The organism is Janthinobacterium salmonicoloratum (genome assembly GCF_051380845.1).
Lineage (GTDB): Bacteria > Pseudomonadota > Gammaproteobacteria > Burkholderiales > Burkholderiaceae_D > Janthinobacterium > Janthinobacterium lividum_F.
Window position 1 is genome coordinate 250,781 of the sequence record NZ_JBNYXV010000006.1, and the last position, 16,426, is coordinate 267,206.

General features: G+C 63.3%; 15 protein-coding genes, 1 rRNA gene and 1 riboswitch. Of the genes, 2 read left to right on the forward strand and 14 right to left on the reverse strand.

What is annotated here, in order from left to right:
• Positions 1 to 43 precede the first annotated feature (43 nt).
• Positions 44 to 1,516 carry a DHA2 family efflux MFS transporter permease subunit gene (locus tag ACQ4WY_RS24350; protein ID WP_436506276.1) on the reverse strand — a complete coding sequence of 491 codons (1,473 nt, stop codon included), beginning with the start codon at positions 1,514 to 1,516 and terminating at the stop codon, positions 44 to 46.
• A gap of 206 nt (positions 1,517 to 1,722) precedes the next feature.
• Here ACQ4WY_RS24350 and ACQ4WY_RS24355 point away from each other — a divergent pair, with 206 nt between their 5' ends.
• The gene (locus ACQ4WY_RS24355; protein ID WP_436506277.1) at positions 1,723 to 2,880 is read left to right on the forward strand and encodes a hypothetical protein; all 1,158 of its coding nucleotides are present in this window, start codon (positions 1,723 to 1,725) and stop codon (positions 2,878 to 2,880) included.
• Between the two features lie 3 nt (positions 2,881 to 2,883).
• On the opposite strand, the gene ACQ4WY_RS24360 is transcribed toward ACQ4WY_RS24355, so the two are convergent.
• From ACQ4WY_RS24360 to cobT, 13 genes are all read right to left on the reverse strand, one after another.
• A complete protein-coding gene (locus tag ACQ4WY_RS24360) occupies positions 2,884 to 4,338 on the reverse strand; it encodes a cobyric acid synthase (RefSeq protein ID WP_436506278.1) in 1,455 nt (484 codons plus the stop codon).
• The gene (locus tag ACQ4WY_RS24365) at positions 4,335 to 5,141 is read right to left on the reverse strand and encodes an ABC transporter substrate-binding protein (RefSeq protein ID WP_436506280.1); all 807 of its coding nucleotides are present in this window, start codon (positions 5,139 to 5,141) and stop codon (positions 4,335 to 4,337) included. The genes ACQ4WY_RS24360 and ACQ4WY_RS24365 overlap by 4 nt, the downstream gene beginning before the upstream one ends.
• Positions 5,138 to 6,040: a cobalamin-binding protein gene (locus ACQ4WY_RS24370; RefSeq protein ID WP_436506281.1), complete on the reverse strand. Its 903-nt coding sequence runs from the start codon at positions 6,038 to 6,040 to the stop codon at positions 5,138 to 5,140. The genes ACQ4WY_RS24365 and ACQ4WY_RS24370 overlap by 4 nt, the downstream gene beginning before the upstream one ends.
• The gene (gene cobD / locus ACQ4WY_RS24375) at positions 6,037 to 7,023 is read right to left on the reverse strand and encodes a threonine-phosphate decarboxylase CobD (RefSeq protein WP_436506282.1); all 987 of its coding nucleotides are present in this window, start codon (positions 7,021 to 7,023) and stop codon (positions 6,037 to 6,039) included. The genes ACQ4WY_RS24370 and cobD overlap by 4 nt, the downstream gene beginning before the upstream one ends.
• A complete protein-coding gene (cbiB, locus tag ACQ4WY_RS24380; protein WP_436506283.1) occupies positions 7,016 to 7,969 on the reverse strand; it encodes an adenosylcobinamide-phosphate synthase CbiB in 954 nt (317 codons plus the stop codon). The genes cobD and cbiB overlap by 8 nt, the downstream gene beginning before the upstream one ends.
• A complete protein-coding gene (cobU, locus tag ACQ4WY_RS24385; protein ID WP_436506284.1) occupies positions 7,963 to 8,529 on the reverse strand; it encodes a bifunctional adenosylcobinamide kinase/adenosylcobinamide-phosphate guanylyltransferase in 567 nt (188 codons plus the stop codon). Before cobU ends, cbiB begins: the two co-directional genes overlap by 7 nt.
• Before the next feature lie 7 nt (positions 8,530 to 8,536).
• Positions 8,537 to 9,181 carry a cob(I)yrinic acid a,c-diamide adenosyltransferase gene (gene cobO / locus ACQ4WY_RS24390; protein ID WP_436506285.1) on the reverse strand — a complete coding sequence of 215 codons (645 nt, stop codon included), beginning with the start codon at positions 9,179 to 9,181 and terminating at the stop codon, positions 8,537 to 8,539.
• Positions 9,182 to 9,183: 2 nt separating this feature from the next.
• The gene (locus ACQ4WY_RS24395) at positions 9,184 to 9,951 is read right to left on the reverse strand and encodes an ABC transporter ATP-binding protein (RefSeq protein ID WP_436506286.1); all 768 of its coding nucleotides are present in this window, start codon (positions 9,949 to 9,951) and stop codon (positions 9,184 to 9,186) included.
• Positions 9,948 to 10,973 (reverse strand): FecCD family ABC transporter permease, encoded by a 1,026-nt coding sequence (locus ACQ4WY_RS24400; RefSeq protein WP_436506288.1) that lies wholly within the window; start codon positions 10,971 to 10,973, stop codon positions 9,948 to 9,950. The genes ACQ4WY_RS24395 and ACQ4WY_RS24400 overlap by 4 nt, the downstream gene beginning before the upstream one ends.
• A 90-nt stretch (positions 10,974 to 11,063) precedes the next feature.
• Entirely contained in the window at positions 11,064 to 13,052 is a 1,989-nt protein-coding gene (locus ACQ4WY_RS24405) for a TonB-dependent receptor (RefSeq protein WP_436506289.1), read from the reverse strand.
• An 83-nt stretch (positions 13,053 to 13,135) separates the two neighbouring features.
• Positions 13,136 to 13,377, reverse strand: a riboswitch (cobalamin riboswitch).
• Positions 13,378 to 13,421: 44 nt separating this feature from the next.
• Positions 13,422 to 13,976, reverse strand: coding sequence for a histidine phosphatase family protein (locus ACQ4WY_RS24410; RefSeq protein ID WP_436506290.1), 555 nt, complete (start codon positions 13,974 to 13,976; stop codon positions 13,422 to 13,424).
• Between the two features lie 6 nt (positions 13,977 to 13,982).
• Complete coding sequence (locus ACQ4WY_RS24415; protein ID WP_436506291.1) at positions 13,983 to 14,789, reverse strand: adenosylcobinamide-GDP ribazoletransferase; 807 nt, start codon at positions 14,787 to 14,789, stop codon at positions 13,983 to 13,985.
• A 4-nt stretch (positions 14,790 to 14,793) separates the two neighbouring features.
• Positions 14,794 to 15,834, reverse strand: a complete 1,041-nt coding sequence (cobT, locus tag ACQ4WY_RS24420; RefSeq protein ID WP_436506292.1) for a nicotinate-nucleotide--dimethylbenzimidazole phosphoribosyltransferase — start codon at positions 15,832 to 15,834, stop codon at positions 14,794 to 14,796.
• A 493-nt stretch (positions 15,835 to 16,327) separates the two neighbouring features.
• Here cobT and ACQ4WY_RS24425 point away from each other — a divergent pair.
• Positions 16,328 to 16,426: ribosomal RNA gene (locus ACQ4WY_RS24425) — 16S ribosomal RNA — on the forward strand; the annotation flags it as partial.

A 16,426-nucleotide genomic window follows, 5' to 3' on the forward strand; every position in this document is an offset into this window, starting at 1 on the left:
CAGGCAAAAGCACCAGCGGCGCTGGCGGCAAGCTTGATGTGGCTCAGCTTTTTGTGGTTTGCACTTCCGTTTGCACAAGGGCCTGGGCCTTCACGTCGGCCGCATCTTCCTCATCGCTGTCCGTGCCCTTGCTGATGCTTTCGCCATCGTCGCGGCGCAAGGTCCAGAAGGTCAGCGAGGACAGCACCGTCAGGGCGGCGAGGGTCAGGAAGGCGTGGTGCAGGGCCGTGCTGAGCATGGCGCGGTCCGACTGCGGCATGTCACCCAGGTACCAGCCCGTGATCAGCGAACCGAAGGCGAGGCCAAAGCTCATCGACAATTGCTGCATCGAGCTGGCGATGGTGCTGGCCATGCTGGAGTCGGCCTTGTCGACGTCGGCATACGCGATGGTGTTCATGCTGGAAAATTGCAGCGAATTGAAAAAGCCCATGCACAGGCTGATGGCGACGATGACGTACAGCGGCGTGCCCACGCCCACCTGCGAAAACATGGCGATGGTGATGCCGATCAGCACGGTGTTGACGATCAGCACCTGGCGGTAGCCGAAGCGGGCCAGCACGCGGGCGGAAATGAATTTCATGCCCATGGCGGCAGCGGCCGACGGCATCATCAGCAAGCCGGACTGCCAGGCAGGCAAGCCCAGGCCCAGCTGGTATAGCAGCGGCAACAGGAAGGGCAGGCCCCCCACGCCCAGGCGCGTGACGAAACCGCCCACCACGGAAACGCGGAAGGTGCGGATCTTGAACAGGGTCAGGCGCAGCAGCGGGTGCAACACTTCGCTCGAATGCCAGACATACGCGGCCAGCAGGCTGATGGAAATGAGCAGCAGCACGGCAAACGAGGTGCCATCGATGCGGTGTTCGCCGAAGATTTCCAGCAGCCATGACAGCAGCGCGATGCCCGTGCCGAACAGCACCAGGCCGATCAGGTCCAGCGGACGGGGCTTGTCGCCATAGTAATCGGGCATGTAGCGGTGCGCCAGGTACAGCGCCACCAGGCCGACAGGCACGTTGACGAAGAAAATCTCGCGCCACGACAGCCAGTGCACGATCAGTCCGCCCACCGTGGGCCCCAGCAGGGGGCCGATCAGGGCGGGGATGATGACGAAGTTCATCGCCGCCAGCAATTGCGACTTGGGAAAGGTGCGGATGATGGTGAGCCTGCCCACCGGCATCATCATGGCCGCGCCCACCCCTTGCAGCAGGCGCGCGGCCACTAGCATGGGCGCATTCACGGACAGGCCGCACAGGATGGAGGCGATGGTAAAGATGGCGACGGCGGCGGAAAACACGCGCCGCGTGCCGAAGCGGTCGGCCATCCAGCCGCTGATGGGAATGCACACGGCCAGGCTCAGGATATAGCTGGTGACGACGGCCTTGAGGCTCAGTGGCGTCACGTTGAGACTGGCGGCCATGGCGGGAATGGCGGTGTTGACGATGGTGGAGTCGAGTTGCTCCATGAACAGGGCGGTGGCGACCACCCAGGGAAGGTAGCTTTTAATCGGGGAACTGGTCATGGATGAGCCTGAGGAGGAGAAACGGAGCCGACAGTACGATGAATTGTCACATAAATGACGCAGGCGTGCCGCCCGCGCCGTCCATTCTGGCAGCGTGCCGGGGGCATCGTCCATGGAACATTTGTTCCATGGCAATAGATTGCGGGCAAGGCTAGCATGTGTTTTCTGGCAGCTCCGGCCTGCTCTTTTCCCGAAAGTCACACTCCATGAAAAATGCACTTACCTTCCTTGTCCTGGGCGCCGCCTTGTCCGCATGCGGCGGCGGCAGTGACGGCGGCACGCCGGAAGCACCCGTCACGCCGCCCGTCGTGGTCACGCCTCCCGTCGTTCCCGCCGATAGCGTGACGGTGGCATCGGAAGCCGTAGCCAAGGAAGCTGGCCTGAACGTCATTGCGGGCGCCAGCGCCGATGAAAGCGTGTATGACGTGGCCGCCGATGTCGGCGACACCTGGCGCATCACGTTCGACAGCGCGAAGAAAACCTATGCCATCCGCGTGCTGTCGACGCAGTTCGGCTTGAGCGACCGCAGCGGCACGTTTACCGCTTCCAGCACCGGCAATCTCACCACCTACACGGCAGCGGATTTCAACGTCACCGTCGATGCGCGCACGCGTCTTCTGTCCGGCAATATCAAATTGGGCAACATGGTCTCGACCGTCAGCGGCACCGGCTATGCGGTGGGTGACGTGACCAAGCTGGCCGGCAGCTATATTTTCCTGGGTGCCATGCGCAATGCATCGAACGGCGCTGACCGTTTCAATCCGAAGGGCAGTCTCAAGATCGCTGCCGACGGAGCGGCCCAATTGTGCAATGGCGGCGTGTTCAATGCGCAAGGCGTGTGCTCTGCGGTATCGCCGCAGCTGGAAGCGGAAAACGCCAGCCTGACGCTGGTCAAGGATGCGAAGACCGGCTTGCTCGTCGCCCGCCAGGGTGGCCAGGACTTCGGCATCGTGCACGTGCACGCCGGGGACCGGGGGCTGGCGCTGTTCATCGACCGCTACAGCCGCAACCAGGAAAACGTCATGCGCGTGGGCACCATCGTCGCCGCCAAACAGCAGAAGATCGGCACGGAAATCAACGGCGGCTATGCCTGTGCGGCGCAGGGAGGCACGACGGGCAAGATCGATATCGCCGCTAATGTGGCCACTGTCACGAATAACGGCAATGGCAAGGTGCACGCGGAAAACGTGACCTTGAACAAACTTGGCACCGGCGCCCAAGCCGTTGATTTCGATGGTATCGCCGTACTGAAGGATCCAGCCGACGTGCAGGCCGATTATTCGATGTTCATGCCCGTCTCGTCGAGCATGGCGGTGCAGTTCTCGACCGACCGGTCCTTCCTGACGACGTGTTTGAAAAAATAGCGCCTAGCGCGGGAGTGCGTCGAGCGCTGCCAGCAGCGGTATGGCTGCATCGGCGATGCGCTCCAGGCTGGCCTCGCGCAGGGCCGCGGTGTCCACCGTGTGGCCCGATTCCAGCCCCGCCCAGCGCAGCAGCGCCGAACACGCGGCGGGCGTGTCGAACATGCCGTGCAAATAGCTGCCCAGGATTTGTCCGTCGTCCGACACGGCTCCTTCCGTGCGCCCATCGATGACAAAGGCCGGCTGCGCCAGCGCCGCGCCATGCGAGACGCCCATGTGGATTTCATAGCCTGCCACGGGCGCATCGGCCGCGCCGGCAAACGCGCAGTGGCCGCGCACCTGTTCCAGCCGCTTGTCGCTTGTCAGTTCCGTCACCATGTCCAGCAATCCCAGCGCTTTTGACTCTCCCGTCGCGCCTTCCACGCCCAGCGGATCGCATACGCTTTGCCCCAGCATCTGGAATCCGCCGCAAATGCCAAGCACCTTGCCGCCGTAGCGCAGGTGCTTGGCCAGATAGGCGGGCCAGCCTTGCTGCTGCAGCCAGGCCAGGTCGCCGCGCGTGTTTTTGCTGCCGGGCAGGATCACCAGGTCGGCCGACGGAATCGGTTGCCCCTGCTGGACGAATTGCAGGTCGATATCGGTGTGGGCGCGCAGCGCGTCGAGATCCGTGTGGTTGCTGATGCGCGGCAGTTGCGGCACCACTACCTTGAAGGCGCCGCGTTCGGCCTGCATGGTTACCACAGCATCTTCCGCGTCGAGGAACAGGCCTTGAAGGTAGGGCAGCACGGCCAGCACGGGTTTACCCGTCTGCTGTTCCAGCCACTCGATGCCGGGTTGAAGCAGCGAGATGTCGCCGCGGAAGCGGTTGATGACAAAGCCGAGAATGCGCGCCCGTTCGCTATCGGACAGGCAGGCCAGGGTGCCGAGGATGTGCGCGAAGACGCCGCCCCGGTCGATGTCGGCCACCAGGATCACGGGGCAGTCGACGGCTTCGGCAAAGCCCATGTTGGCGATGTCGCGCGCGCGCAGGTTGACTTCGGCGGGGCTGCCCGCGCCTTCGACGACGACGGCGTCGTACTGCTGGCGCAGTCGCGCGTACGACTCCAGCACGGCGCCCATGGCGATGGTCTTGTATTGCTGGTAGTCGCGCGCATCCATCTCGGCGCGCACCTTGCCATGGATGATCACTTGCGCACCCGTGTTCGATGATGGCTTCAACAGCACCGGATTCATGTCCGTGTGCGGCGCGATGCCACAGGCCAGCGCCTGCAGGGCTTGCGCGCGGCCGATCTCGCCGCCGTCGCTCGTCACCGCGCTATTCAAGGCCATGTTTTGCGGCTTGAATGGCGCCACCGTTACGCCACGGCGCTTCAACAAGCGGCACAGGGCCGCGACGATGGTGCTCTTGCCCGCGTCGGACGTCGTGCCCTGCACCATCAGGGCGGGGAAGGGGCTGTTCATGCCGGCCGCTCCTGCTGATGTTGCCACCGCGCGATGATGTCGCTGAGCTGGCGCAAGCCTTCCGTGATGGCGGCCGGACCGGGAGAAAGAATGTCGGGCGACTTGATTTCGAACAGCATGTCATTGCGTACGGCAGGAATTGCATCCCAGCCCGGGCGTGCCATCAGCTGTGCCGGCTGGAACTTCTTGCCGCACCAGGTGGCAATGATGATGTCGGGCGCGCGCCGCACCACATCCTGTGGATCGGCGATGATGCGCTCTTTCGCGCCCGGCTGCGCGGACAATTCCGGGAAGGCGTCCGTGCCGCCGGCGATTTCGATCAATTCCGCCGCCCAGCCGATGCCGCTCATCAGGGGATCGTTCCACTCTTCAAAGTAAATCACGGGCTTGCGCGTCCAGGACGCGGCGCGGGCCCGGGCGGCGGCGATGTCCGCGCGCAGGCTGGCGATCAGCACTTTGCCCGCTTCCTCGCGCTGCACCAGCGCGGCCAGCACGGCGATCATGCGCAGGATGCCGTCCACCGTGCGCTGGTTGAACTGGTGCACTTCGATGCCGGCCTTGACCAGGTCGCGGCAGATATCGGCCTGCATGTCGCAAAAGCCGATCACGAGGTCGGGCTGGACGGCCAGGATGCGTGCCAGGTCAGCGGACGAAAAGCCGCTGATCTTGGTTTTTTCCGCGCGCGCGCGGGGCGGGCGCACGGTAAAGCCGGAGATGCCCGCGATGACGTCTTGCGCGCCCAGCGCGTACAGTGTCTCCACGGCTTCCGTCGACAAACAGGCGATGCGCTGGTAGTGACTCATGGCGCCGCCTTGCTGGTGCGGCGCTGGCGGGCCGCCTCCAGCTGTTCGCACATGGCGGCCGTGCCTTCGATCATGCGCGGGCCGGCGCGGTTCAGCAGGTCTCCATTCAGGCGGAACAGATTATTCAGGCGCACGGCCGTCATCGACGGGAAGGCGCGCCACATGGACAGGCCGCCTTCGCTGCGTGGATCGCTTTTCTCGCTGGTGCCGAAAATGACTTCCGGGTCTTCCTGCAGCACGCCTTCCGGCGTGACGACGGGCGCCACGACCTTCATCGCGGCAAACACATTTTGGCCGCCGCAGACACGCATGGAGTCGCTGATGATGCTCGCGCCGCTCAAGGTGTACAAGGGTTTATCCCACACCTGGTAAAACACGCGCACGGGCGGACGTTGCGCATATTGCGCTGTCAAGCTGGCCAGTTTGGCACGCAGCTGGGCGGCGGCAGGTTTGGCGACTTTTTCCGTGCCCATCAGCTTGCCCAGGCGCTCCATGCTGTCGGGGATATCGGCCAGTTTGCGCGGCTCGCTGTGATAGATGGGCACCTTCAGCTGGCGCAGCATGGCGATCTGGCGCTCGGCGCTGCCATGCATCCACACGACGATCAGGTCCGGCTTCATGGCGATGATGCGCTCTATGTCGTACTGGCGGTTGTCGCCCACTTGCGTGATCTTCTTTGCCGCTTCCGGGTAGTCGCTATAGCTGACGACACCAGCGATCCTGTCGCCGCCACCGGCCGCGAACAGCAGCTCCGTCACATGCGGCGCCAGCGCGAGGATACGCTGCGCCGGTTTTTCCACGGTGACGGTATTGCCGTCGTCGTCGCGCACGGTGATGGCGGCATGCGCCTGCAGCGAGATCAGTCCGGCCAGCAGCAGTGTGGTTTTCAAGTGGTTCATGTGTGCTTCCATGTTGTGAGGGTCTGCTGCAGGCGCAGCCAGGCGTGTTCGTCGGGGGGCAGGCCCAGGCGGATGCCGTGGGCCGCGTGGCGGAACAGGCGCACCCAGATGCCTGATACTGCCATGTGCTGCCAGAAGGCGGCGGCGCGCGCTTCCGGCCACCACTGGAACAGCGCCGTGCCGCTGCTGGCGATGCCGTGCGCGGCCAATAACTGGCGCAGGCGTGCGCCTTCGCCGCGCAGACGCTCGCGCATCGCCTCCTGCCAGTGCGTATCGCTCAAGGCGGCCAGCGCCACTTGCTGCGCCGGGCCGCTGACGGTCCACGGGCCCAGCATGTCGGCCAGCTGGGCCAGCAGCGCGGGATGGGCGGCGACAAAGCCCAGACGCAATCCCGCCAGGCCAAAGAATTTGCCGACGGAGCGCAGCACGATCAGGCCTGGTCGATGCGTATGCGCACCCAGGCTGGCTTGCATTTCCGTGTCGCCAAACGCTTCATCGACCACCAGCCAGCCGCCGCGCGCGGCCAGCTCGCCTGCCCACTCCAGCAATATCTCGGGCGCGATGCGTTCGCCCGTGGGATTGTTCGGATTGCAGACGACCAGCACGTCGCAGTGGTCGACGGCATCGGCCAGCAACGCATATGGCACTTGCCGCAACTGGTGGCCGTGCTGGCCCCAGTGGTGCGCATGTTCCGCATACGACGGTGCGGCCACCACCACGCGCGAGGGCGCGCGCAGCCGGGGCAGGGCCTGGATGGCAGCCTGCGTGCCTGCAACCGGCAGCATGGCTGGCGCGTCGTAATACGCGCAGGCGGCAGCGGCCAGCGCGGGATCGGCTTCCGGCAGCCGGTGCCAGGCGTTGGCGCCAGGCGCTGGCGCTGCATACCAGTGCGGGTTGATGCCCGTCGACAGGTCGATCCAGTCTTCCAGAGGCCGGCCATATTCGCGCGCGGCGTCGCGCAGGTTGCCGCCATGTTCAAGCAAGGTATTTCCCCCGCAGGTAGTACAGCCCGGCCAGCAGCGCCACCCAGATCAGCCACAGCACGGCCGTTTCGGCCACCAAGCGCCAGGCGCGGTCGATATCGCGCGCTTCGGCGGGACGGCCGGCGCCCAGCGGCGGGCGGTGTTCCAGCTCGCCGTCGTAGATGGCGTCGCCACCGAGGGCCAGGCCCAAGGCACCGGCGCCGCTGGCCATCACGGGCCCCGCGTTCGGGCTGCCCCAGCTGGGGGCCTGGCTGCGCCAGCAATGCCAGGCGCGCTTCTTGTCCGCCATGGACTTGCCCAGCAAGACATAGGACAGGGCAGTCAGGCGCGCCGGCAGGTAATTGAGGATATCGTCGATGCGGGCGGCGCAGCAACCGAACCAGTCGTAGCGCTCGTTGCGGTAGCCCCACATGGCGTCGAGCGTATTCGCCAGGCGGAAGAGCACGGCGCCGGGGCCGCCCGCCACGGCAAACCAGAACAGGGTGCCGAAGACGGCGTCGTTGCCGTTTTCCAGCAAGGACTCCGTGCTGGCCTTGGCCAGGCTGGCCGCGTCGGCGTTGGCCGTGTCGCGGCTGACGATGCGCGCTGTCAGCAGGCGCGCGTTGTCCAGGTCATCGATGGCCAGGGCATCGGCGATCGGTTGATTGTGGTCGCGCAGGCTGCGCAGGCCCAGACATAGATAGAGCAGGAAGACGTGGAGGGCGGCACCCGCCAGGCCGCACAGCCAGTAGGCGGCATAGCTGATGGGCAGCACGGCCAGCGACCACGCCAGCGCGCCGCGCAGGAAACGTCCGCGGCCCCGGTTCAGCAGGTGTTCGAGCGCGCTGGCGAGGCGGCCAAAGCCCACCAGCGGATGCCAGCGGCGCGTCTCTCCCAGGATCAGGTCGAGCAGCACGCCAACCGCCATCAAGGCGGCCAGCATGGGCAGCGACAAGCCGCTCAGCATGGGCCGCCTTTCAGGTACAGCGGCAGGCCGGCGGCTACAAACACGGCCCTGTCGCATACGGCCGCCACGGCCTGGTTCAGGCGTCCCGCTTCATCGGTGAAGCAGCGCGAGATGGCGCCGTAGGGCACGATGCCCATGCCCACTTCGTTCGATACCAGCACGAGGTCGCAAGCGGTTTCCTCGATTTCAGCCAGCGCATACAGCAGGTGCGCGCGCTCGCTGTGGAACAGTTCGGGCAGGGCGATGTCGCCCACGTCCGGATACGTCTCGCCGGTGGAAAACATCAGATTCGTCAGCCACAGGGTCAGGCAGTCGACCAGCAGCAGCCTGCCGGGGTGCGCCTGCTGCAAGATGGCGTCGCCCAGGCGCAGCGGTTCTTCCAGGGTTGTCCACTCGGCCGGGCGCTGTGCACGGTGATGCCTGACGCGCGTGGCCATCTCAGCATCGCCCGCCTGCGCGGTGGCGATGTAGATCACTTCCTTGCCGGACTCGCTGGCCAGCTTTTCCGCATAGGCGCTCTTGCCGGAACGGGCGCCGCCGAAGACCAGGGTGCGCGTCATGGCGCTGTTACCACTCGGTGCCGATTTGTGCGCCGATGCCGGCCGCGTACGCATGTTTGACGACGGCCATCTCGGTGACGGTGTCGGCGATGGCGATCAGTTCCTCCGGCGCGCCACGGCCCGTGATGACCACGTGCTGCATGGCCGGGCGTTCCAGCAGGTCGGCGATGACCTTGTGCACGTCGAGGTAGTTGTATTTGAGGGCGATATTGAGTTCGTCGAACAGCACCAGGCCGTAGCTGGGGTCTGCCAGGAAGGTCTTCGCCTGCTCCCATGCCAGTTCGGCTTTTTCGATGTCGCGTTCGCGGTTTTGCGTTTCCCAGGTGTAGCCTTCGCCCATCGCATGAAAACTGATTTCATCGGGGAAGCGGCGCAGGAATTTTTCCTCGCCCGTCGACATGGCGCCCTTGATGAACTGCACTACGCCTACCTTCATGCCGTGGCCCATGGCGCGGATGGCCATGCCGAAACCGCTCGAACTCTTGCCCTTGCCATTGCCCGTGTTGACGATGATGATGCCGATTTCCTTGTCGGCTTTGGCGATGGCCGCGTCGATGATGGCCTTTTTTCGTTCCATGCGCACGCGGTGGCGTTCGTTTATAGCTGCGGTATTGGCTGCGGTTTCCGCATCGACGGGTTTGTTGTCGCTCATGTTTAATCCTCTTTCGGTATGAATATCTTGCGTTTGCCGTGGGCTATGATCTCGATCGGGTGGCCCAGGTAGTCGCTCAGGATGGACGCCTGCATCACATCGGCTACAGGACCGGCCAGCCAGCCGCCGTCGCCCATCAGCAGTAGCGCATGGGTCGAGACGCTGTGCGCCAGGTTCAGGTCATGCCCCACCATCACCACGGTTTTATTCTGTTCGCGGCACAGTTTCGACAGCAGACCCATGACGCTGACCTGGTGCGCCAGGTCCAGCGCGTTGGCCGGTTCGTCCAGCAGCAGCAAGGGCGTATCCTGCGCCAGCATGGCGGCGATTGCCACGCGCTGGCGTTCGCCGCCGGAAAGGCTGCGCACATCGCGCTCGGCCAGGTGCTCCACTTCCATCGAGGCCAGCGCCGCCAGGGCGATGCGCTGGTCGTCGCTGCCTTCCCAGTAATGGTTGTCGTGATACGGATGGCGCGCCGACAGCACGGTTTCGATGACGCGGTATGAGAAAGCATCGTGGCGCGCCTGCGCCAGGAAGGCCCGTTCACGTGCCAGTTCGCCCAAAGGCCAGTCGATCAGGGCGCGGCTCTGTATTGTCACATGGCCCGCATCCGGTTCGCGCAAGCCTGCCAGGGTGCGCAGCAAGGTGCTCTTGCCCGCGCCATTGCGGCCGATCACGCTCCAGCATTCGCCATCCTTGATGTGCCAGATGAGGTTTTCCACGAGGGAGCGCGTGCCTGCCTTCAGGCCGAGTTGGTAAGTACGTATCATGTGCGGCGCAATCGGTGCAGTTGGTACAGGAAGACGGGCGCACCTATCATGGCCGTGACCACGCCGACGGGCAACTGCAAGGGTGCCAGCACGGTACGCGCCAACGTATCGGCCAGCACGAGGAAGGTGCCGCCGGCCAGCGCGGCGGCCGGTATCAACAGGCGATGATCGGGGCCGCAGGCAAAGCGCAGCGCATGCGGCACGATCAGGCCGACAAAACCCACGCTGCCGGCGCTGGTGACGGCGCTGGCCGTGAGCAGGCCGGAGCAGAAGAACAGTCCCTTGCGCAGGGCACCCACGCGCACGCCCAGGGTACTGGCCGCTTCCGCGTGCAGCGCCATGACGTTCAGCGAGCGAGCGCTGCGCAAGGCGAAGACCAGGGCGCCAGCCAGGACCAGCCAGGGCATCAGCCGCGCGGGCGCGCCGGACAGGTCGCCGATCATCCAGAACACCATGCTGCGCAAGCGGCTTTCCGGAGCGATGGAGAACATCAGGGTGACGATGGCCATGCAGGCCGAGGCCAGGATCACGCCTGTCAGCAGCAAGAGCGAGGCGCCGCCTTCGGCCGCCGTGCCACCGCGCAAGTCGCGGCGGGCAAAGAAATACAGCAGCATGGACACGCCGACTGCGCCGGCAAAGGCGGCCGCATCGACCACCCACAGCGCGCACATGAACAGCAGCGCGGCCAGCGCGCCAACGGAGGCGCCGGCGGAAATGCCCAGCACATACGGGTCGGCCAGGGGATTGCGCAGCAGCGCCTGCATCATGACGCCGGCCAGCGACAGCGCCGCGCCGGTGACGAACGCGGTCAGCGCGCGGCCAAGGCGCAGGTCGAGCAGGGTGGCGGCGAGGGTATCGGTCTTGCCCTGCACGATATGGAACAGGGCGGAAGGCAGGTCGGCGAGCGGAATCGCGATCGAACCGATCATGCCGGAGAAAATCAGGCTGGCAACGGCGCACACGATCAGCACCGTGAGGATCACGGTGGCGCGGTGGCGCATATTGCGGAAAAATGGGTGCATGTACTGCCTTAGGTGGAACGGGAGCTACGTATAAAAAATGGCCCGCATGCGATCGCGCGCACGGGCCATTGTAATCATCTCCAGACCGATTTAGAAATCGTAGCGTGCCGAGAGTTTCATCTGACGGCCATTGCTAGGGTAGATGCCGCCTTTGCAGCTGTAAGCGTTGGTGAAGTACTGCTTGTCGGTCAGGTTCAAGGCATTGACCGCCACTTCCCAGGCGCCGAACTTGCGTGCATAACGGGCGTCGAAGGTGGTGAACGACGGGATTTTGGCAGAGCAGGTATTGGCAAAATCGCTGCCATAGCGCTGGCTATCCACCCATTGCGCGCCGATGTCCGCGCTTTGACCATCTTTCGGCACCCACGACAGTCGGGCCGACAGGGTGTTTTTCGGGATCAGTGTCAGTTCCTTGCCCGAGTTCACGCCTTCGGTGAAGGTCGCCTTTACGTGCTGGTAATGGCCGCTGACGCGCCAGTCAGCCGCGATATTCGTACTGGCATCGAGTTCGAAGCCCTGGTGCTTGGTCGGGTCCAGGTTGGTGTTGGCGCCCCCGCCAAATTGACCTGCCGTCGGATCGAAATAGATCTCGTTGGTCAGTTTGTGGCGGAAGACGCGTGCATCGAGCTTGACGATGCTGTTGTCGTAGGTTGCGCCCAGTTCCAGGTCGTGCGAGGTCTGGCCTTGCAATGGCTTGTTGACGATAGGGGTGTAGCCATTTTCATCGACGTTGGCCACGCGATAGCTTTGGCCGGCCTTGGCGTACAGATTTACCTGCGGTACGACGTCGAAGCTGCCCTGCACGTCCCATGCATTGAAGTTTTGCTTGATGTTGTAGGCCGTCGTGGAGTATGCCGTAGGGTCGCTGAAGTCCTTGTCAAAGGTTTCGTGGCGCACCCCGGCGGCGATGCGGAAATTTTGCGGGCTGGCGAATTTCAGCTCATCGCGCACATAGAATGCCTGCGATTTTTGATTCGCCTTGGCAGGAGAGTAAGCGTTCTTGAGGTCCCATTTGATGAAATCGACACCGGCTACGATCTCATTGAGCATGCCGTCAAACTGGCCAAGGTGACGCAAACGTGGCGAGAATTGGTTTTGCCTGGTCTTGCGCTCTGATGGGGAAGGGGCGGGGCTGTAGAAATAGGTGGCCTTTGCTGTCTTTTCAACATGCGATAGCTCGGCCGCAAGGTCGACTGCTCCCAGGCGACCCTCGGCAAATGCGGTGTAGCGGTCGCTGTCAATCGAACCGAAATTTTTGGGGTCGTTTGTCTGGCGTGGATTGGCTTCAAACTGGGCCATTGTGATAGCGCCTGCGAGGCGATAATCCTGACGCGTGCTGTCGATACGCACACCTGCGCGGACGTTCTTGTCCTGCCATTGCGCGCCGCCGCCGAAGTTGGTTTGCTTGTATTCGTTATTATCACGATAGTTGTCGGTTTCCTGCTTGCCGACAGCGGCATCGAGAGTGACGTTATTCCAGGTCTGGGCTACGGAGCCGCGCACTTCGCGCTGGCCAAGTTGGCCCACTTCGGCGAAGACCGTACCGCGGCCAGCCTGCTTGCCTGGACGTTTGGTGACGATATTGATTACGCCGCCCGTCGCGCCGTCGCCGTACAGGACGCTGCTGCCGCCGCGTGTGATTTCGATGCGTTCGACGCTATCGATGGGAATGCTGGCCAAGACTGGATCGGTCAGTTCATTTTCCGACAGGCGCACGCCGTCGAGGACCACGACCATGTTCTGGCTGGCGGTGGCACCGAAGCCACGTAGGTCGAGGGTAAAGTCAGGGCTGCCGGTGAGGCTTTGACGACCATACACGCCTCCGATCTTGCGGATAGCCTGGTTCACATCACTGATGCCCGCGCGGCGGATTTCATCGGCCGTGATGACGGTGGCGCCGATCGGCTGCAGTGCCGGGTCGCTGTTGAAGCGGGAGCCCGTGACGACGATCTGGTCCAGCGTTTTGCCAGCGCTTTGCGCGAAAGCAGGAGCGGCGGAGATGAAGCACAGGGAGATGGCGGAAACCAGGGCGCGCGGCGCCATTGCCGGCGCGCGGCGGTGTAATACGGGAGCAGTCATGATATCGTTTTCTTCGGAAAAAGCACCCGGCTCGCGTCCCCGCAAGCCAGATTCAACGGAAGGCGCGGCACCCGGCAAGGCCCGCACTTCCACCTGTCCTGGCCGGTATCCGGGCTGGCAAGTGCGGCTATCCCACCTTCCCATGCTCGATAATTGCAAGCACAGTGGTTGTCAGAGATAGCTTGTCGCCCGCTTCCTGTTGCGAGGGGCGACACTTGCTTACCGTTGCGGGGGCAGCACACGTTCGCCGCAGTCGCGGCATCGTGTTTCCCGTTTAACTGCGCTCATGGACATGAGCGCGGGCACCAAAACCCCGCCATTATACGTGCAGCAGGCGTGGACTGAAATGGCCGGCTGGACGATTCGATATCAGAAATCGACGGCGACCGTCGCACCGTAGGCGATTTTGTGGGCCGAATGGGCGGCCAGCAGGGCCGTTTCTTCCAATGGCAGCCGGGCTTGCAATGCCGACAGCACGCGGATGGTGCCCGCATGGCAGATGATGATGGCCGTTTCGTGTTGTTCGCGCAACAGATCGCCTAAAAACGCATCGACGCGGGTGGCCATCGCCAGTACATTCTCGCCTCCGCCGGGGCGGTACCAGGCCAGGTCGGCCGCCCAGGCATCGATTTCCGTACGCGCAATCGCGTGCCAGGGCTGCATTTCCCAGGCGCCGAAATCCATCTCCGCCAGCCGCGCGTCGAAGTACAGGGCGCTGGAAGGCAAGTCTTGCGCCAAGGCTGTCGCCAAGTCGGCGCAACGGCGCAGCGGACTGGCGTAGAGCGGCACACCGGCCGGCAAAGTCGCTTGCAGGCTGGCGCGCACCGTGGCCATTTCGTGCGGCGCCACCGCCACGTCGCTGCGGCCATAGCAGGTGCCGCTGGTGACTTGCGGCGTGGGGTGGCGGACGAGGATCAGCCGCATGCTTGCTTAGTAAAAGCGCAATGGAGGCTGAAAGCTGGACAGGATGGCCAGATAGACCGCCACTTCCGCCACTTGCTGCACGGCGCCCAGGCAGTCGCCTGTGTAGCCTTGCAGGCGGTGCTGGCATTTGCGGCCCAGCCAGAATGCGGCAGCAGCTGCCGCCACGACGGCAAAGACCAGCGTGGCCCAGTAAAATATCCCCAGGGCGCCGCATACGGCGACGGGCAGCAGCCCGCCGGTAGCGGCGATGCTGAATTCAGCCGCGGTCATTTCTTGCGCCATCGGCTTGGCCTTGCCTTCGTCGCGCGCATAGTCCATGAGCCAGATCAGTGAGACGGCGGCCAGGCGCGAGAGCGGATGGGCGATGAATAATGTCGCCACCACCGTGGCAGGCGGCAGCGAAGCGAGCGCCGCGCATTTGATGGCCAGCAGGCAGAGGATGCCGATGGCGCCATATGCGCCGATGCGCGAATCCTTCATGATTTCCAGTACCCGCTCGCGCGTCATTCCACCGCCAAAGCCATCGCACATGTCGGCGAAGCCGTCTTCATGAAAGGCGCCCGTCAGGTAGATGCCGGCGGCGACGGCCAGCAGCACGGCCACTGGTGTGGGCAGGAGCCAGCTGGCCAGCAGATACACGGCGCCACTGATGGCCGCCACCACCACGCCGACCAGCGGAAAGTAGCGCGAGGCGTGCTGCAGCCAGGCCGGCTCGAAACCCACACAGCGGGGGATGGGCAGGCGCGTGAAGAACTGCAGCGCGATGAAGAAGAGTCGGCACTGATGGACTGCGGCGGAAACGGGATTGGTCATGGTCTTAGTCTGGTGTGGACTTTTCGCTGACCTGGGCCGAGGCGAAGGTCGCCATCTCGCGCATGAAGTTGACGGCCGCATGCAGCAGCGGCAAGGCCAGCGCCGAACCCGTGCCTTCACCGAGGCGCAAATCGAGCTGCAGCAGCGGACGTGCTCCCAGGCCTGCCAGCAACTGGCGATGACCGTTTTCGTCGGAGCAGTGCGAAAACACACAATAATCGAGGATCGCCGGCTGCAAACGGGCCGCCACCAGCAGGGCGCTGCTGACGATGAATCCATCGATCAGCAGAATCATGCGCCGTTCGGCTGCTTTGAGCATGGCGCCGGCCATCATGGCGATTTCGAAGCCGCCAAAGGTGGCCAGCACGTCGAGTGGCTCATGGGCTGCTGCATGTCGGGCGACAGCCGCTTCGATCACCTGCTGTTTGTGCAATATGCCTTCCTTTGACAGGCCGGTGCCGGCGCCCACGCAGTCGGCGACCGGTATTTGCGTCAGCTTGTGCATCAGCGCGGCGGCAGCGGTGGTGTTGCCGATGCCCATTTCGCCAAAGCCCAGCACATTGCCGTCCAAGGTGGCGACCAGGTCCATCCCTGCCTGCATGGCGGCTAGGCATTGCTCCTGGCTCATGGCGGGTTCTTTGGCAAAGTTGTGGGTGCCGGGGCCCTGCTTGCGGTCAAGCAAGCCGTCGCGCGGGCCGAAGTCATGATTCACGCCGGCGTCCACTATATATAAGGCGCAATCGTTCTGGCGGGCGAAAACATTGATGGCGGCGCCGTTGCCGAGGAAGTTTTCTACCATTTGCCACGTCACGCTTTGCGGATAGGTGGAAATGCCTTCGGCGACGACGCCATGGTCAGCCGCGAAAACGATGATGGCGGGCTGATGCAATGCCAGTTGTGTGCTTTGCTGGATCAGGCCGATCTGATGAGCCAGGGTTTCCAGTAGCCCCAGGCTGCCCAGCGGCTTGGTCTTGCTATTGATGGCATGTTCGAGTGCGCTGGCCAGGGCGGGATCGGCGGTGGGGAAGAGGTGTGGGATAGGCATGGGAGTCAAGTTGGATAAGGCTGGGTATTGTCAGTACTACGATATCACACAGCAATATTTGCCCAACTGCAAATTAGCCCTTGCGGGGCGTGCGGGGCACGGCTATAATTCGCCCCCTCGCTGAACGATGCATGTAAATGCCGAGTAAAGCAGGGTGAAAAAGAAGGTTGACGAAATGCTGCAAACGCTTCATACTCTTCCTTCTTCGCAGCTGACAAACACAACGCTTTGTCGATAGCGCGAAAGCAGTACCGAATACAGTTCTTTAACAATTAACAGTCGATAAGTGTGGGCATTTGATGTAAGTGCAGCGCCAATCTTAGGATTGGCGTCTAACTTAAAATATCAAATGTTCACAAGAAATAATGAAATAGGATACTTCTTCGGAAGTAGCCTGTCAGTTTTTTGAGTGAGCAAACACCTCGCAATGCGAGGGGTTTGAACTAGTTAAATAGTTCGACCATGCCGGTAAAACGGCAAAGTAACAGAGATTAAACTGAAGAGTTTGATCCTGGCTCAGATTGAACGCTGGCGGCATGCCTTACACATGCAAGTCGAACGGCAGCACGGAGCTTGCTCTGGTGGCGAGTGG

Bases quoted from the DNA above. Each gene is read 5' to 3' on its own strand.
- ACQ4WY_RS24350 (WP_436506276.1), bottom strand. From the start codon at position 1,516: ATGACCAGTTCCCCGATTAAAAGCTACCTTCCCTGGGTGGTCGCCACC.
- ACQ4WY_RS24355 (WP_436506277.1), top strand. From the start codon at position 1,723: ATGAAAAATGCACTTACCTTCCTTGTCCTGGGCGCCGCCTTGTCCGCA.
- ACQ4WY_RS24360 (WP_436506278.1), bottom strand. From the start codon at position 4,338: ATGAACAGCCCCTTCCCCGCCCTGATGGTGCAGGGCACGACGTCCGAC.
- ACQ4WY_RS24365 (WP_436506280.1), bottom strand. From the start codon at position 5,141: ATGAGTCACTACCAGCGCATCGCCTGTTTGTCGACGGAAGCCGTGGAG.
- ACQ4WY_RS24370 (WP_436506281.1), bottom strand. From the start codon at position 6,040: ATGAACCACTTGAAAACCACACTGCTGCTGGCCGGACTGATCTCGCTG.
- cbiB (WP_436506283.1), bottom strand. From the start codon at position 7,969: ATGCTGAGCGGCTTGTCGCTGCCCATGCTGGCCGCCTTGATGGCGGTT.
- cobU (WP_436506284.1), bottom strand. From the start codon at position 8,529: ATGACGCGCACCCTGGTCTTCGGCGGCGCCCGTTCCGGCAAGAGCGCC.
- cobO (WP_436506285.1), bottom strand. From the start codon at position 9,181: ATGAGCGACAACAAACCCGTCGATGCGGAAACCGCAGCCAATACCGCA.
- ACQ4WY_RS24395 (WP_436506286.1), bottom strand. From the start codon at position 9,951: ATGATACGTACTTACCAACTCGGCCTGAAGGCAGGCACGCGCTCCCTC.
- ACQ4WY_RS24400 (WP_436506288.1), bottom strand. From the start codon at position 10,973: ATGCACCCATTTTTCCGCAATATGCGCCACCGCGCCACCGTGATCCTC.
- ACQ4WY_RS24405 (WP_436506289.1), bottom strand. From the start codon at position 13,052: ATGACTGCTCCCGTATTACACCGCCGCGCGCCGGCAATGGCGCCGCGC.
- ACQ4WY_RS24410 (WP_436506290.1), bottom strand. From the start codon at position 13,976: ATGCGGCTGATCCTCGTCCGCCACCCCACGCCGCAAGTCACCAGCGGC.
- ACQ4WY_RS24415 (WP_436506291.1), bottom strand. From the start codon at position 14,789: ATGACCAATCCCGTTTCCGCCGCAGTCCATCAGTGCCGACTCTTCTTC.
- cobT (WP_436506292.1), bottom strand. From the start codon at position 15,834: ATGCCTATCCCACACCTCTTCCCCACCGCCGATCCCGCCCTGGCCAGC.